This window comes from Pontibacter sp. HSC-36F09, assembly GCF_024171605.1.
Classification (GTDB): Bacteria; Bacteroidota; Bacteroidia; order Cytophagales; family Hymenobacteraceae; genus Pontibacter.
The window spans coordinates 1,287,815-1,304,184 of sequence record NZ_JALKAA010000001.1; the positions used below are offsets into that span (position 1 = coordinate 1,287,815).

17 protein-coding genes are annotated in these 16,370 nt (G+C 50.2%); 6 read left to right on the top strand and 11 right to left on the bottom strand.

What is annotated here, in order from left to right; genetic code table 11:
• Positions 1–108: 108 nt before the first annotated feature.
• From L1278_RS05875 to L1278_RS05885, 3 genes are all read right to left on the bottom strand, one after another.
• Positions 109–2,523 carry a DUF5686 and carboxypeptidase-like regulatory domain-containing protein gene (locus tag L1278_RS05875; protein ID WP_253401841.1) on the bottom strand — a complete coding sequence of 805 codons (2,415 nt, stop codon included), beginning with the start codon at positions 2,521–2,523 and terminating at the stop codon, positions 109–111.
• An 81-nt stretch (positions 2,524–2,604) separates the two neighbouring features.
• Positions 2,605–3,462 (bottom strand): phosphatase PAP2 family protein, encoded by an 858-nt coding sequence (locus L1278_RS05880; RefSeq protein ID WP_253401843.1) that lies wholly within the window; start codon positions 3,460–3,462, stop codon positions 2,605–2,607.
• Between the two features lie 143 nt (positions 3,463–3,605).
• Positions 3,606–4,811, bottom strand: coding sequence for an NADH-quinone oxidoreductase subunit D (locus L1278_RS05885; RefSeq protein ID WP_253401845.1), 1,206 nt, complete (start codon positions 4,809–4,811; stop codon positions 3,606–3,608).
• 221 nt (positions 4,812–5,032) lie between these two features.
• On the opposite strand from L1278_RS05885, the gene L1278_RS05890 reads away from it, so the two are divergent.
• The 4 genes from L1278_RS05890 to L1278_RS05905 all read left to right on the top strand — a co-directional run bounded on the left by L1278_RS05890 (position 5,033) and on the right by L1278_RS05905 (position 8,722).
• Positions 5,033–5,515, top strand: coding sequence for a hypothetical protein (locus L1278_RS05890; protein WP_253401847.1), 483 nt, complete (start codon positions 5,033–5,035; stop codon positions 5,513–5,515).
• A gap of 374 nt (positions 5,516–5,889) precedes the next feature.
• Entirely contained in the window at positions 5,890–7,179 is a 1,290-nt protein-coding gene (locus L1278_RS05895) for a M1 family aminopeptidase (protein WP_253401849.1), read from the top strand.
• A gap of 46 nt (positions 7,180–7,225) precedes the next feature.
• Positions 7,226–8,254, top strand: coding sequence for an OmpA family protein (locus L1278_RS05900; protein ID WP_253401851.1), 1,029 nt, complete (start codon positions 7,226–7,228; stop codon positions 8,252–8,254).
• A 15-nt stretch (positions 8,255–8,269) separates the two neighbouring features.
• On the top strand, positions 8,270–8,722 hold the full coding sequence (locus L1278_RS05905; RefSeq protein WP_253401853.1) for a GNAT family N-acetyltransferase: 453 nt from the start codon (positions 8,270–8,272) through the stop codon (positions 8,720–8,722).
• An 8-nt stretch (positions 8,723–8,730) separates the two neighbouring features.
• Here L1278_RS05905 and L1278_RS05910 read toward each other — a convergent pair whose 3' ends face one another.
• The 3 genes from L1278_RS05910 to L1278_RS05920 all read right to left on the bottom strand — a co-directional run bounded on the left by L1278_RS05910 (position 8,731) and on the right by L1278_RS05920 (position 10,638).
• The gene (locus L1278_RS05910) at positions 8,731–9,330 is read right to left on the bottom strand and encodes an NADH-quinone oxidoreductase subunit C (protein ID WP_253401855.1); all 600 of its coding nucleotides are present in this window, start codon (positions 9,328–9,330) and stop codon (positions 8,731–8,733) included.
• Positions 9,331–9,390: 60 nt separating this feature from the next.
• Positions 9,391–10,014 carry an NADH-quinone oxidoreductase subunit NuoB gene (gene nuoB, locus L1278_RS05915; protein WP_253401857.1) on the bottom strand — a complete coding sequence of 208 codons (624 nt, stop codon included), beginning with the start codon at positions 10,012–10,014 and terminating at the stop codon, positions 9,391–9,393.
• A 135-nt stretch (positions 10,015–10,149) separates the two neighbouring features.
• A complete protein-coding gene (locus L1278_RS05920) occupies positions 10,150–10,638 on the bottom strand; it encodes an NADH-quinone oxidoreductase subunit A (protein ID WP_253401860.1) in 489 nt (162 codons plus the stop codon).
• A gap of 187 nt (positions 10,639–10,825) precedes the next feature.
• Between L1278_RS05920 and L1278_RS05925 the strand changes: the two genes are divergently transcribed.
• Complete coding sequence (locus L1278_RS05925; protein WP_253401862.1) at positions 10,826–12,244, top strand: thioredoxin-like domain-containing protein; 1,419 nt, start codon at positions 10,826–10,828, stop codon at positions 12,242–12,244.
• A gap of 11 nt (positions 12,245–12,255) precedes the next feature.
• Here the strand turns inward: L1278_RS05925 and L1278_RS05930 are convergent, their stop codons facing one another.
• Positions 12,256–12,882: a YitT family protein gene (locus tag L1278_RS05930; RefSeq protein ID WP_253401864.1), complete on the bottom strand. Its 627-nt coding sequence runs from the start codon at positions 12,880–12,882 to the stop codon at positions 12,256–12,258.
• 278 nt (positions 12,883–13,160) lie between these two features.
• Between L1278_RS05930 and L1278_RS05935 the strand changes: the two genes are divergently transcribed.
• The gene (locus L1278_RS05935) at positions 13,161–13,841 is read left to right on the top strand and encodes a hypothetical protein (protein WP_253401866.1); all 681 of its coding nucleotides are present in this window, start codon (positions 13,161–13,163) and stop codon (positions 13,839–13,841) included.
• 27 nt (positions 13,842–13,868) lie between these two features.
• On the opposite strand, the gene L1278_RS05940 is transcribed toward L1278_RS05935, so the two are convergent.
• From L1278_RS05940 to L1278_RS05955, 4 genes are all read right to left on the bottom strand, one after another.
• A complete protein-coding gene (locus L1278_RS05940; RefSeq protein ID WP_253401868.1) occupies positions 13,869–14,426 on the bottom strand; it encodes a DinB family protein in 558 nt (185 codons plus the stop codon).
• A gap of 86 nt (positions 14,427–14,512) precedes the next feature.
• Positions 14,513–15,064: a Crp/Fnr family transcriptional regulator gene (locus L1278_RS05945; protein ID WP_253401870.1), complete on the bottom strand. Its 552-nt coding sequence runs from the start codon at positions 15,062–15,064 to the stop codon at positions 14,513–14,515.
• A gap of 7 nt (positions 15,065–15,071) precedes the next feature.
• Complete coding sequence (locus tag L1278_RS05950; protein ID WP_253401872.1) at positions 15,072–15,932, bottom strand: YDG/SRA domain-containing protein; 861 nt, start codon at positions 15,930–15,932, stop codon at positions 15,072–15,074.
• A gap of 58 nt (positions 15,933–15,990) precedes the next feature.
• A complete protein-coding gene (locus tag L1278_RS05955; RefSeq protein ID WP_253401874.1) occupies positions 15,991–16,278 on the bottom strand; it encodes an acylphosphatase in 288 nt (95 codons plus the stop codon).
• Positions 16,279–16,370 lie beyond the last annotated feature (92 nt).

The window sequence follows — 16,370 nt, forward strand, 5'->3', positions numbered from 1 at the left end:
GATGGTTGTGCGCATTTTCCAGGCCTGCACTTAGCGGAACGTCTTTACAAAGTATAGCAGTAACAGGTATAGAAAAGGGAACAGTTTGCTCTCACGAAGCCCGTACAATTAAAACGCCAGTGTGGCCGTCAGCTTGATTTTGAGATTATCCTTTGCTCGTGGCAGGGCATAAGGGCCGTAGCGGTAAAAGGCACCCACCCCAACGCCCGAAAAGGCAGAGCTGATGACGTTGTTGAGCATCAATCCGGACTCAAAAAAGCCTTTGCGCATGTTATTGTACTCCAGGGGCTGTAGCTCAGGTATAGGCTGGCGCAGGTCACCGATGCCCATGTTTTGTACGAGGACCAGGTCGGGTTTAAAGAGTTTGGTGTTGAGCAGGCGCTTGCCCAGGTCCTGGCGGAGGAACAGAGCCACGTACCGATCAGAGAAGAACTCATAAGGACGCATCGTTTCAAAACCCTCGCCGGCATATACCTTATAATTGGAGCTGTAGCTACCGTAGCCATTGTAAAGACTCACGAAAGGCGCATCGCCTTGCACCAAGCCGCCTGCCAACACAAAGCGGGTCTCGCCGAGGCTGCGCTGCCTAAAAGACCCTTCAGCACGCAGATCGAACTTGTTGTAGGTATAGCCGTCGCTTTCCAGGGCATCAATGCCCTTGCTGTACTGGAGCCAGAGCACAGGGTAGCGGCCCGGCATGGGCAGCATGCGGTTGAAGAGCTGCATATATTGCTCGCCATAGGCAAAGCGAAGACCTGCCGTGGCTTCAACCAGGTTGAACTCCGGCATACCTATACCTGGCTCGGGCGTGAAAAGCGACAGCGTTGGGCGGCGCTGTTCCTGCCGTATACCTGCCTGCCACTGCACGTAACGCAGCATCCGCCCGCTCAGCCAGGCACTTCGCTGGGTGGTATAGTCCAGGTTGGGCAACAAAGCAGGACGCAGATCGCTGAGCAGGCTCCGCTCCCTGAAAGGTAGCCGACGACCACCCGGTTCTTCCACGTCTTCGGCATAAGCCGCCGAAATGGTGAGTTCAGATGGCTTGTGTAGTTTAACGGCAGCATCAGCTCCGTATTTATGTTCCTTATCACGTAGGCCATAGCCCCAGTAGCCACCAACAGTAAAGCGCTCCGAAAGGAGGTTGTTGGTATGAGCGCCTATACCTAAACGCATTCCCTCAAAGCGGCTCACCTTAATTAACCGGTTCAGATCCAGGCTGATGGGGCCAATGGGCAGCTGTTTTGCCATGAGGTACTCCATGGTGCGGATGGTGCGGTCGAGTTTTTGCGCCTGACCTACGCTGTCGAGGCGTTGGTAGGTGGTCTGCTCTTTCAGTGACAGGGAATCGTGACGGTATTGTTGCCAGAGTTGCTCCGGTTGTCGCCAGGCATCCGGCCGCTGCTCCAGCGCAATTACCCCAAAATCGCTTCGCCGGAGCGGTGGGTTCAGGTTGACATTGGTGATGTAGGTGCGGATGTGTGCGTAGGGTTGGTGGCCCCGCATGTAGATCTGTTGCACGGTTATCTCCACATCCAGCTCCGCAGGAAACCACTGTTGATTATCGACTTTTACAAACTGCTGCTGCAACTTCAAGCCGCGCTTGTCATCGGCATGCGACTCAGCCACTACGTTCTGCACGGCCCAGCCATCACTGTTGATGTAAAGCAGTCCTTTCAGGCCATTGAAATTCTTGCCGGGCTGCGGCGCATACGAGATGATAAAGACCGTGTCTGCTCCCACTACAGCTGTTTCCTGTAGCACAAAGTCATAGCGCCTGATGCTGCCGTTGCTCAGTGGGCTCAGGTAGCGCTTCCCAAAGAACACCGGCATGTCGTCGTACACCGAAAACATCCGCGCCTCTGCGGCTACCACTCCAAAGCTAGGCTGCTGCAGCCCCGATACCCGGGTTGCCAGGATGATTTCTTTTGAAAGATTGCTGCCCAGCTGTGCAAAGTCGGTAATGCTCTCCATCAGGAAGAGGTGCTGTTTGGCCAGCAGGTTGTGCATGCGCCATGTCGAGGAGTCTTCCTCAGAAAGCCGCAGGGTATCGCTCAGGTCGAGGTCATCGGGGGCGTTGGCCGTCAGGATGAATTTGTTGTAAGTGCGGTAGGTATAAGCCGGGATGTTTTCGAGGCGGTGCCGATCACGGTTCTGGGTAGCCAGTTGGATGATGCGGTGCGCCGGATTGATGCCGGATCGAATCACGACTTCCCGTAGCTGGGCTGCCGAAGGATGTAAGGCGATGTTAAATTGCGAAAGCGAATCGACCGGGATGGTTTGCGGGGTATAGCCCACGTAGCTGAAACGCAGATTGGTGATCGGGCGATGGTACCTGATCTGGTACCGTCCCTCCAGGTTGGAAGTCGCGCCTGTTTCGCCGTCATTCACCACGATGCTCACGAAAGGCAATTTTTCACGAGTGTTGGCATCCCGCACCGTGCCCTGCACCTGGTATACCTGTGCGGTAGCAAGGCTCACCTGCAGGTATAGGTATAAGCATAAAAGCAGACGGCGTATGGGCATGTGGTAAAGATATAAAAAGAATCGGCGCCTGCTCTCAGAGCAGAAAGCGCCAGGCTATACCTTGTTTGAAATTACTGGGAATTAAAAGGTATATGACATCGCCATACCCATCTGTCCGTTGGGCAACACAACCGGGTACATGGCCGTGTTCAAACCGCCTCCATGGGTGAGCTTGGCATGTATCCAGTAGACAGTGTTCACGGATAGTATACCTACGCCAGCGCCGGCCAGCACATCAGAAAGCCAATGCGCATCGTTTAGCACCCGCAGCACACCGGTTCCGCCGGCTATACCATAGCTCACCACACTTACCCAGGGACTCTTGTGCCGGAACTCTTTGTCCATGAAAGTAGCGATGGTGAACGCATAGGCCGTGTGGCCAGAAGGGAAGGCATAAGGCTTGCCATTCGGACGGTCTCTGTCTGTCAGTTTTTTGGTAGGCCAGACAATAGCCGATGCGAGTGCTCCGGATGAAAGGAGCAGCAAGGTCTGGCGTCCGAGTTCGTGCCTGTTCTGAGACGATATGATGTTGAACCCATACAAGCCAACAAGCGGTGCCAGCATGGCGAAGTCATCGGCATTGGTTGCAAACTTAGGGAATACCCTGTGGCGGTAGTTAAAAACATCATCGCTGTTCAGGATACCGTGTCCCCCCATGGTGTAAACGCCGGCACCAATAAGCACGGCAGCAGGCATAACGGCCCGCTTGAGGTAGCGTTTGTTGTCGCCCTCCCGTCGTTGCGACTCTGTAAAAGGGTGTTTCTGACCGGGAAGTATGGTGTCGGCAGGAAGTGTGAAAAAATCATCACTTACAGACCTTAGCGTATCTGTTTTCGGCTTCTGCTGCGGAGGCTTCTGCACCTGTGCCATGGCTGTGGCAGGTGCAAAAAGTATACTAAGCCAAAGGAGATGTATGGTGAATAGCTGGTTCAATCTCATATGCATGCTACAGAAATTCGTGTGATTCTCGGAGTGCAACAAAAAGCACATCAGTGATTTTTAACGTCTACTATTGCCATGAGTTTTGAAAGGAAGCCACAATGTATTGTCCTTAACACTGCCAGCCAGAAGTGGCAAGGGGTTTAACGGTCTACTTCGCCCAGCACGATATCCACGGAGCCTACAATGGCAATGAGGTCGGCTACCATGCAGCCACGGCTGATTTCGGGCAGTACGGAGAGGTTCACAAAACTGGGCGCGCGGCCATGGCAGCGGAAAGGCACATCGCTACGGTCGGTGGTGCGGAAGAAGTAACCCAGCTCGCCACGTGGCGTTTCGCCCCGGAAGTAGAGTTCCCGCGTGCCGGTCATGCGCATCTTTTTAGGGCAGGCCGCCTGCGGATCGAAGTCGGGGGTGCGCTTGTGCTCACCTATCAGCTTATCGAGGCATTGGCTGATAATTTTAACAGACTCACGGCATTCGAGCGCCCGCACATAGTTGCGGTCCCAGCAATCACCGGTGCTGCCCATCATACCTTCGCCGATCGGCACATCAAATTCCAGCTCCGGGTATACGCTATACCCATCAACGCGACGCAGGTCGTGGCGTAGGCCGGAACCACGCAGCATCGGGCCGGAGCAGCCGTAATTGATGGCCACATCCAGCGGCAGTATACCCACATTGGCCGTGCGGTCGATGAATATTTTGTTGTTGAGCAGGATGATGTCGAGTTCGTCGAGCTTGGGCTTCAGGTAATGGATAAACTCCCGGCAGCGTTCCTCGAAACCGATGGGCAGGTCGTAGTACAAACCACCCACCCAGATATAGTTATACAGCATACGGGCGCCGCTCGTCCACTCGAGCAGGCGCTGGATGTGCTCGCGGTCGCGCAGCAGCCACAGAAAAGGCGTGAAAGCCCCGATGTCGATGGCGTACGTACCGATAGCCAGGAAATGCGAAGCCAGTCGGTTAAGTTCCGTCACGAGCACCCGTATATACTCCACCCGCTTCGGAATCTGATCGGTTATACCTAGCAGCTTCTCCACGCCCATACACCACACATGCTCCGAGTTCATGGCAGCCAGGTAGTCCATGCGGTCCACGTAGGGAATAGTCTGGTTATAGGCCATGCTCTCGGCATGCTTCTCGAAACAGCGGTGCAGGTAGCCGATGTGCGGCGCCACTTCAGTTATGATCTCCCCGTCTGTGACCACTTCCAGGCGCAGTACACCGTGCGTACTCGGGTGTTGCGGCCCCATGTTCACGATCATCTCGCCCGCCCGCAGGTGTTCCAGGCTGAACTTGTTCGGCTCCGACTGCAGCAGGTATTCTTTGTGCGTGGTAGACAAGGGAGATTTAGTTATGAGTTTAATATGAGTTGAGCAAAGTTCGGAAAAATGGGGAATTATGGAGGGGTTTGTGAGATAGAAATATTTGAGAAAGAAATATATAGTTTAATGAATATATAGTATATTCGGTTGTCCTGTTCGGGTTATCTGTTAAAATTGATAAAACCCGGCTGTTTATTCCGTTCATAAAATCGTTGCAGTGCGTGCAATAAATAGAAACTATGAAAAGAAACCTGCTTCCAATCGTCTTACTCTTTCTATTCACTTCCTGCGAAAAAGAGGAGAGCATCGATTACAAAGAAACCCTCACGGAACAGGAGTGGGAGCAAGTAACAGGTATAGTTGACAACGTTTATTACGGAAATCTTAAGCAATTCCACAGGATAAAATTCCGGACTGATAATACCTATGAAATAATATTGGATTATGGCGGGGTTTCAGAACTTCCGGACCCGGTGAAGTTAGACACCCTGTATGGAAGTTATTCTATCGATAAAGACATCATTGATTTCCATGGGCCAGTAGATACGCTGTATGTAGGTAATGAAAGGACCGAGACAAAGGTCTTTATCAATAGCTGGAAGATCACTGCTTTAAACACAAATACACTCCGGACAGAACCTATTACCGACTACTCCGCCCCAGAACAACCTGAATTTACAATCGGAATGAATTCTTACTTATTTAAGCCCCTTCAGCCATAATATGGCTTATTATGAAGTGCACGCTCCTCGACACAGTGCCAGAGTCGAGTCATTAAAGTACATGCTCGGGGAGAAAGAAAAGAGCAATTGAGTACAGATAAAACTCCGGGTACGAGCTATATAGGGTTAAAACAGGTGGCACGCTTTGCTCTATAATCTCACACTATGCCTATTCTTGGCCCTTAAACTCGTCAAGGAATTAGCATCAATCCAAAGCATGACTTTTTCTCGCGAACAGCATTACAACAACTTAACCAGCAAGTATATTAACTATGAAATTGTACCGCAGTATAGCATTTACGACAGCTTTCCTGTTTATTTTAATAGCTCCCCTTCTAGCACAGCCTCATCTCAAAGGACATATAGAAATAGAGATGAAAACAGGTTTGATTAACTGCCGCTTTACGTTGACTAATGTTCCCGCGCTGGAAAAGTATAGCATCTTGCTTAACAAGGGCATGAATGTGAAGTATTTTAAAGACAGTGAGGACAAACTGATGGACTATGCCGGGCACTTTGGTGGCAATACTAACGGTGAGGCCATTGCTTATGCCTTTACAAATGCAGCTAACGATACCGTGGCACTACCTTCGGCTTTTAAGGTTGAGTACAAAGGTGCTTTTCCGGTATATGCCAAAAACGACCTGAATGTTTTTGACTACAAAGGTATAATTGCATTTAATGGTCAGACTGTGCGGGCTACTGAGCAAACCAAATGGTACCCGGTCATTTATGACGCTGCCAATGACAGATTGCTGCATGACTATACCTACGACCTCACTATTAGTATAAAAGACGGCTCTTCAATTTTTATAAACGGTAGCGCCCCGCAGGAAAAGCAAAAAGCACGTTTCACTTCAACCAAAGCTTATCCCTTGCTGCTTTTCGCCGGCAACTATAACTTTCTGCACAATGGTGGCGACTACATCCTGAACGCTGACATCAGCCAGCAAACGGCAGAAAAAATATTCAATAATATCGGAAAGATAAAAGCGGTGCTGGCCGCTAACCTACAACTTGATTTTACGGACAATATTTACCTGATAAACCACAGTCCCGTGAACGAGCGGCCCAAGGGCAGCAGCTGGGGATTTAACACCTATCCTAGTTTTGCTTTTACCGGGCTTAACTTCGAAGACCTGATCACGAAGGAGAATAAATTTCCGGATAACATCTACAAGTACTATGGCCACGAGTTTGGGCACAACTACTTTGGTAACAATGTGTTTTCTGGTAAGTTAAGCTGGTTTTGGTTAGAGTCTTTTGCCGAGTACCTGTCCTATAACGTAGCTGAAGATATAGTTGGGCAGGACTTCCTGAATCAAACGCTACTCAAGCAGGCCAAGCAGCTAGAAGGCAAAACGTTTACTCCCTTAAATGAAGTGAAGCAGCGCGAAGACATTGACAACACTTACCGGTATGTGCTGGCGCCACTAATGTTAAAGTGCTTTGAGGATACATTCGGGCGCGAGAAAATGAACGGTGTAATAAAATCGTTGCTACGCGCATCTAAATCCGAAACCCTGACGCTGGAACATTGGAAACAGGCAGCGCTGCAACAAGGCATACCTGAAAAAGACTTCCGCGATTTTGAGAAGGCATTTGTGGAGAGCAAAGACTTTAAGCAAAATATCGTGAATGCGATCGTAAAGAAACACAGTTAAACGAAGCAGGTATAACGCGACATTGTACACCCTAAATAAAACAGAAATGAAAAAGACATTTATCGCACTATTATCAATGCCATTGTTGCTTGCCTGTAACAATGAAAATGGTGAAACCAACCAGGCTTCGCAACAAGAAACCGTGCTTGCTCTCGAAGAAAACGTTGCGGCAGAAAACCCAGCTGTAGCCAATCAGCCTGCAGAAAATCCGGCATTTGATATCAGTGCTATACCTGTTTCGTCGGAAGATATAGGCGATTTTCCGTTTTTCACAGCTCCACAGGGTGCTGAGTACATCAACAATGCTAAAGTAATCGATTTTGATTTCATCGTGTTTGTCACCCCGGAAAGCGTCTATGAAGTAGAGGGCAAAACACTCAGAGCGCACGTACATCCGGACCGTAAAAGTGAGACGAGAGTGAGCGGACGTTTCCTGGAGAAGAGTTTTGAAGATGCCATCATCAAAGCCGGCGGCGTGAAGGTGTTTGAAGGAAAGCTGGAGGGAGAGCGAAAAGATACTTACAAAAACCTATGTACTTATGCAGGAGACAATGGCAGTATAGACATCTGGAACAATCCGATTGTCACTTATGTGATCAGACGCAACGACGGCAATGTTTACATCGCAATGGGTAAAGGAATGCCAAGCTCTACCTCTATCCAGATTGTGCAGGAAAAGCCATTTGAGCAGACCATCACCAAAATAACTTCTGAAAAGATCAAGCAAGACCTTTTGGAGAATGGCAAAATTGTTCTGCATATCAACTTCGACACCGATAAAGCCACTCTAAAACCTGACGGAATGGAAGTGGTAAGCGAAATTGTAAAAGTGCTGAAAGAAGACCCCGCGCTCAGAATTGCGATAAACGGCTATACTGATAATTCAGGAAACAAGGAGCACAACCAAAACCTGTCCGAAAGCAGAGCCTCAGCTGTCAAAGCTGAAGTATCGGGAGCCGGTATAGCCCCCGACCGCTTAACATCAAAAGGATTCGGGCAGGAAAACCCCATCGCCGACAATAGCACGGAAGAGGGCAAAGCGCAGAACAGAAGGGTGGAGCTCGTTAAGATTTGATTGCCACAATAACCCATGCTATACCTGAAAAGAACCGATTCGAACGATCCTGACTTTGTAGCGCTTGTAAAACTGCTCGATGCAGATCTGGCTATCCGGGATGGGGAAGAGCACGCTTTTTATGCGCAGTACAACAAGATCGACAAGATAAAGCATGTGGTGCTGGCTTATGAAGACGAAGAGCCCCTGGGCTGCGGCGCGATAAAGGAATTTGAGCCGGGCACCATGGAAGTAAAGCGTATGTATGTTTCACCGGAAGGCAGAAATAAAGGTATAGCAACCATCATACTGGCTGAACTGGAGGTATGGGCACGTGAAATCTCTTTTGAAAAATGTATCCTGGAAACCGGAAAAATGCAGCCGGAAGCCATTAGGCTCTACAAAAAGAACGGCTACCAGCAAATCCCGAACTATGGGCAGTATGCCGGCGTGGAGAACAGTGTGTGCTTTGAGAAGGTGCTGGGCTAGATCACTTTCTACGCCTCCGGCTTCTCCCGCTTATCAGTAAAAGGATCCTCATGTGAGGTCAACTTAACAGGCTCACCCCGAAATCCGCTGTACTCGTTGTGGTTGTCGTAGGGTACTTTGATGCCGTGGTAGTAGTCTTGTAGTTTGTAGTCTTTGCGGAGCGGGTGGCCTTCCCAGTCGGCGGCGCAGAGGATGCGGCGCATGTCGGGGTGGTCGTTGAAGAGGATACCCACCAGGTCAAAGATCTCGCGCTCCTGCCAGTCGGCGGTGCGCCAGATGTGGCTGACAGTAGGTATAGCAGGTATAGGCTCTGCTGGTGTGCTGTTGCGCGGTACAATCACTTTGAGCATCAGGTGGTGGTTGTAAGGTATAGAGTAGAGATTATACACCACCTCCATGGTACCGGCCTCAGGACCGTTGTCTATACCTGTCACGCTGGAGAGAAAGTCGAAATAAGTGGCTTCATTGTCGTGCAGCTCGAGGCATACCTCCGCCAGGCGCTCCGACTGAAGCACCAGGTAAGGCTGCAGGTTGTCGGTGTGTTCCGAAACGATCACCTCCGCACCAAACTGAGCTGCTATAAAGTCCTTTATCTCTCCGAAGGTCATTTTAAATTAGTGAATGAGTGATTGAGTGGATGAGTGATTGATGGTTAGTGACGAATGAATTTATGAGGTTGGAAGTTGCGTGTCATTCATTTCTGGCCCTGCTTGATCATCTGCTGCTAGCTCCTTATTCGCTACGCCTGTTTCCTCCTTCTTAGCTTCCATATTACCCATTCTCCTGGCCATGATCTGCTGCACGGCTCTTGGCTCCCGAATGGTTTCCTGGCGGATAATTTCCTGCAGGCGCAGGAAGCCTCCGATGAGCGCTTCCGGCCTTGGCGGACAGCCAGGTACGTAGACATCCACAGGTATAATGCGATCCACGCCCTTCACCACATGGTAACCGTGCTCCCAGTAGGGGCCGCCGCAGTTGGAGCAGCTGCCCATCGAGATCACGTAGCGTGGCTCCGGCATTTGCTCGTAGAGGCGGCGCACGCGGTCGGCCATCTTAAAGGTAACTGTACCGGCCACAATCATCACATCCGACTGACGAGGCGAGGCGCGCGGTATAATGCCGAAGCGATCGAGGTCGTAACCGGAAGCATAAGCCCCCATCATCTCGATCGCGCAGCAGGCCAGACCAAAACCCATCGGGAACAGCGAGGTCAGTCGCGCCCAGTTGAGCAGGTCATCCAGTTTGGTGATGATCACACCGCCTTCTCCCGTCTTGTCCTGTGGAATGTTCAAGTTTAAATGATCAGTTAAATATTGTGTAGGAAGGTACCTAAAGCTAGCTCCTGGCTATACCTTCCGTCATACTTTTTGTCCTTTGTCAAATAGTCTTTTGTCATAAGGTCCACAATAGAGAACCTCTGCCAAAAACTATTTCTTTACCTCGTACTTCCGCTCGTTCACGCGCTGGTATACCTCATTAGGTATACGGGAGCGGCTTTGCGGCACCACCGGCTTCGGTTTGATCCAGTCGAGGTGACCTTTTACCCAGGCGTAAGCCAGACCCAGCGCCAGCACACTAATAAAGATGAACATCTCGATCAGGGCAAACCAGCCCCATACGCCGTTAGTAGCTTCGATCAGGTCGCGGCGGCCGAACACCGTGGCCCACGGAAACAGGAAGGCGAGCTCCACATCAAAAATGATGAAAATAAGCGCTACCACATAAAACCGCGGGTTGAACTGTATCCAGGAGTTGCCAATTGGTTCTTCGCCTGACTCGTAAGTTGTCAGCTTCTCGGGGTTAGGTCGGCTGGGGCGGATAAGTCGGGCGGTAAACAGACCGATCACCACGAAGATTGCTCCCCCGATCAGGAAGAGCAGGATGGTTCCGAAGTCTGAAAGGTAGGTTTCCTCCATAGCGCCGCAGTAGTTTTACACAAATTTACGATAAAATAACTTCTTGGCATAAGCGCTGTTTTAGCTGCAGGCACAGGTATAGCAGGGCGGCATAGCACAGATACCCAAAAGCTACGTGCCGACGTTATACAAACAACTTTTCCTGATCTATACCTGTACGAGATAATCCACACTAAACCAAAAGCAAATGCTCACCGGACGCGTCAATGCACCAGAGATCAACACCCCGCACGGCTGGCTCAACACCGACCGGAACTGGTCTATCAAAGACTTCAGAGGCAAGATCGTGTTGCTGGATTTCTGGACATTTGGCTGCATCAACTGCCAGCACATTGTGCCGGACCTGAACCGGCTGGAAGAAGAATTTGCGGATGTGCTGTTGGTGATCGGTATACACTCTGCCAAGTTTGATGCCGAGAAGCAGTCGGAAACCATCCGGCAGGCCATTCAGAAATTCGGGATAGAGCACCCGGTGGTAAACGATGCCGACTACGCCATCTGGAACCAGTACGGCATAAAAGCCTGGCCAACGACCGTGCTCATCGACCCGAACGGGAAAGTGGTGGGGCAACATGCCGGAGAAAGTGTCTACGACACGGTGCGGCCCTACATCCAGCGCATGAAAGAGGAGTTTAAAGACGAGCTCAACCAGATGCCTATACCTGTGCAGCCGGAGAAGTTTGAGACGGCTATTCTGTCTTTCCCCTCCAAACTGATCAGCGACCCCGAAGGTAACCTATACCTGTCTGACAGTGGGCACAACCGTATTCTGAAGCTAAACCAGCAGGGCCAGGTGCTTGAGGTAATCGGCAGTGGCGAAAGGGGTTTCCACAATGGCGACTATGCTGAGGCGACCTTCAACGAACCACACGGACTAGCCTTGCATGATGCTATACTCTATGTAGCCGATGCCAAAAACAACGCCATCCGCAAAGTAGATCTGCAGCACCAACTGGTGAGCACTGGCGCCGGCACCGGTGAACTCGAATACTACTTCCACGACGACAAGCGCAGCGAACCCGTGAACCCCAATAGTCCCTGGGATTTGCTCATACATGGCAAAAGTATGTTCATCGCCAGCGCCGGCAACCACCAGATTTTGCGCATGGATCTGGAGACCGAACAGGTATACCGCTTTGCCGGAAGCGGTCGCGAAGCCCTCACCGACGGCCTTCTGGACGAAGCTGCCTTCAACCAGCCCAGCGGTCTCTCCATCCGGGGAGAAGTGCTTTACGTGGCCGACGCCGAAGCCAGTGCCATCCGGACCGTCAACCTTAAAACAGGTATGGTACTCACCCCGCTGGGCCAGGGATTGTTCGATTTTGGTGATGTGGACGGCCACGTAGACGATGCCCTGCTGCAGCACTGCGTCGGGCTGGAGGTGATCGACAGCGACGTGTACATTGCCGATACCTACAATGGCAAAATTAAAGTGCTCGACATGGAGCGCCACCGCGTACGCACCCTCACCGCAGGCCTGCACGAACCCAACGACGTGCTATACCTGAACGGCCACCTCTGGGTCACCAGCACCAACAGCCACCAGCTCTACAAGATCGATTTGCACACAGGTGAAAAAGAAGAAGTGAAAGTGAGAGAAGTTTAAGAGTTGAGGAGTTACGCCGTCACTTTCGCCTCGATCAGGTTGTTGCGCATCCGCTGGAAGAAACGGAGTGTAACCTGGAAGATCGGGCTCATGATGAAGGTATAGAAGAAGGTGGCAATGAAGATCGGGCCACCCAGCACATAGCCTATACCTAAAATCGCGCACTCCACCACAATGCGGGTGCGGCTAACAGATGCGTTCAAACGCTCCGACAAAGCCAGCATAAACCCGTCGCGCGGACCGGCGCCCACACCGCCTGCTACATACAGTCCACCGGCTATACCTCCAATAATAACGGAAGCGGCCAGGTTCAGGTAGTCGAGCGAGGTGTTGGTAGCCGACGGCAGAATGTCGAGCCACAGGAACATGTCCATGAAGGGCCCAATGAGCAGCGCATTGAGGAAAGTGCCCACATTGATGTACTTCCGGTTAACGAACCACGAAATAACTACAAAAAGCAATCCCACGATCACGCTCCAGGTACCGATGGTAAAGCCCAGGTGCTGAAAGAGGGCCACGTTCAGAACCTCCCAGGGGTGCAGGCCCAGGTACTTCACCTTCACGGCAATGGCGTTGGCAAAGCCGAACAAAAGCAATCCAAGAAAGAAGAAACTATAACTAACTATTTTTTCGCGCATGATGAGGCAGTCCGTTTTACCGAGGGACTGAGTAAGAACAAAATCGGGCGCAAGAAAGTTAAATTTGGCCGCATTAAGAAAAGCTTAGAATACACTTCACATTATTCCGGAAGCCCGACTGCAATTACTCACAAGAAAGTCTTATATTCATCCACTGTTTAGCTTTATTTTATTGGCAAGGCAGTACCGTAAAGCCAACCGGCTGGGCCAGGTATGACAATGCTGGTGATGTGTTTATCTCTTTGGAAACGAATCTATTATCTCAAACCCTCAGGTATATGAAAACAGTTGTTTTACGTTTCGGTCTGGCTATGCTGGTGATTTGTCTGTTTAGTGCAAGTGCGGTGGCGCAGTTCACGCATACCAACAACATGGAGGCCCGTCCGGTGCACGAGTACAACACCATCACGATGACAGGCTCGCCATACCTGCACAAGGAGTGGGCGAAGGGCTCCCTGACGCTCAAGAACGGCACCGTATACCAGGGCATCGACCTGATGTATGACCAGGTGAAGGACGTTATTATCTTTAAGACGAAGAACGGAGACGTGAAGGAGCTGCTGGAGCCGGTGCAGGAGTTTAAGATCGGGTATATCGAAAACAACAAGCAGGTAGAGCGTACTTTCCGTTCAGGGTTTAGCGGCGACGGGGTGCCCGCCAAAGCCTTTATGGAAGTGCTGGCCGACGGGCAGGTGGCGCTTTTGAAGCATACTTCCAAAAAGATCTTTGACCGCAAGAACTACAGCTCGGCTACCATCGATAGAGAGGTGCAGGAAAGCGAAGACTACTACATTGCCGTGGGCGACAAGGCGGTAAAAGTGAAGAAATCGAAAAATTCCCTGCTGGCTGCTATACCTGACAAGAAAGATTACCTGGAAACGTACATCAAGTCGAATGCGCTGAACCTGCGCGACGACAACGACATGGCCAAACTCGTGGCTTACTACAACTCGCTGTAGACTTTCGTAAAGCTTATTGACAATAATTTAAGCAGCTGCCTGGGTAACGGGTAGCTGTTTTTTTACTTTCAGGGCCTGCTGTAGATGCCGCTCCTGGTGCAGTGCCACAAACTCCAGCGTCTCCCCGATGCGCAGCTTCAACAGCTTGAAGAACTCCACAGGTATAGCCTTTTTGTTCAGGTTGGCGTCTTTGGCTTTGTCGAGAAGTTGCAGCAATTCAGTCTGGTGGTCCAGGAACTCCTCCAGCGTCTGGTGGCTCAGTTGACTGTTGTTGGGATTCATGTGCCGCACGGTTTTGCTCTTTTTGCCATTGTCCGGCCGCACCATGTCCAGCGACTTTTTGCCAAGCCAGGTATAGCTGATCTTTTGCTCGTGTTCACTACCTGTATTAGCGTTGATAGCCTTCGCCAGAACCTGGTTGTAGTAGCGGCTGTAGCGGTTCAGATGCTCCAGGCACTCGAGTATGCTCCAGCTATCCGGGGCAGGTTTGTAGTTGAGAAGGGAAAGCTCCAGCGGCACAAAAGCGGCGATAACGGTGTGCTTCTGGTTCTCGACGGTGCGGGAGATTTGCTCTAAGGTGTTCATAGCGTTCATCGTTTTAGATTGTACGCACCAAAGGTATAGCTTGGCCTAACCCCAATCCTTGACGGGCATCAAGATTTACGAAGCAGCTACCTGATCCGGCTTAGCGTTTCGGGCGACATGCGCAGGTATGAGGCGATGTACTTTTTGGGGATGTGCTGGAACAGGTGCGGGCTCCGCTGCATAACGCGCTTCAGGCGTTGCTCCGGTTCAGGCAGCAACAGGTCCACTTCCCGCTCTATCTTGCCAACCAACGCCTTCTCGAGTTGCTCATACCAGAAACGCCTGATGTTCGGCCGCTGCTCAATCAACTGCATCAGATCGGTTTTGCTTATACCTAACAACTCACTTCTTTTGAGGGCCTGAATGTAGTAGTCGGACGGTTTGCCATCGACAAAAGAAGGAAACGACACCAGCAAGGTATGCGGGTAGCCGAAGCCCACACAAATCTCCTCGTCAGGCAGCGGGTAGTAAATGCGCAGTGCCCCACTCGCGACAAGGTATAGCCCCTGTTCCACCTGCCCCTGCCGTATCAGAAAATCATAGCGGTTCAGCTGCACCTTCTTCTTCCACAGTGGCAGGAAAGCAGCTAGGTCTTCGGGGGTGAGGTATGGGATTTGGCTGAGGAGGGAGAGGGGCATGGGGAGGTTAAATAGTAAAGTGTTCTCTATGATATCTGACGAACTCTCTATTTATTTCGTGCTCTGGCTTAATATTCAGTTTTCCATCCAGATCAATTAATGAGAAGTCCTCATCGATCGCAAATCCACCATAATCAAACATGACATGATGGTTAGGACAAAGACAGAGTAAATTGTCTAAAGTGTCAGGTCCATTATGGGGTTCACCGAGGGGTTTGATGTGTGCAGCTTCCGCATAAAATCCAGCATTTGTAAAGATTTTGGTATTACAAACCTGACAACGGAAATCATAAATTTCCTTAATCCTTATCGTTAAATTATAATCGCGGTCTATCCTTTGTTGTGTGGTTGTTGTTCTGGTTGCCTTTAAGTAATTAGGAGAGTCTTCTTTTACTTCAAATTTATGGATACTAGTTTCTGCTTTTTCAAGGCGAAACAGCCATACGTCATAGCCAGCTTTTCCTTTAATCTTCCAGTAGTTAACAACATTGTATAAGCCATCATACCTATAACCAAACTCAGGGGAAAAGATAGATTTATGATTGGCTCCTCTTATTACTCTAACAGGCAAACCGTTTTGGCAGTTAATGGCTAAGGCTAAGTTCTTATCTGATAAAATCTGATGAGTTACCTGCTTCTTTGTATTCAGATCTCTGCCACCATGGCCAGTATAAATAATTATATCTCCTAGATCTTGATCATCTTCATAACCACCAGAAAGAACTATAGAGTCTGCGCCTTCTTTTTGAGAGCCGCTTATACCTGCTTGTGTTGGCCTATGAACTTTGTTATGTGAAAGCTCTATTCTGTTTTCAAACACATCACCTTCAATAATATTAGGTATATGACCAAATATTCGCTCTGCCATTGATTTTTGTCAGTAGTTATATTAGTAAATATAGTTATTTATAAAAACAATACTAGTTCTACCTCCTCTGCTCAAACCGCTCAAACCCCTTCAGTCCCTCCTTTTCCTCTACTTCTACTTTCTCTACCCGCGCACGGTCGGGGCCTTGGTGCGCCCATTTCTCCAGTTCTTTCAGCGCTTCGGGTTTTCCTTCGGCCTCCAGGTATACGGTGCCGTTGGGTTCATTCTGCACGAAACCGTACAGGCCCAATTCAAGTGCTTTGCCTTGGGTGCTGGCTCTGAAAAATACGCCTTGCACCCGGCCATGTATGCGCATGGCCACTCGTTTTTTGTCTTTGTTTTCCATCAGGTATAGGTATAGCTCGTTTACTCAGAAAACGGAGGCGGCAGGTATAGGTTGAGGTGGGCAGAAGCATCAGCCGAAACAGAACGTTTAAC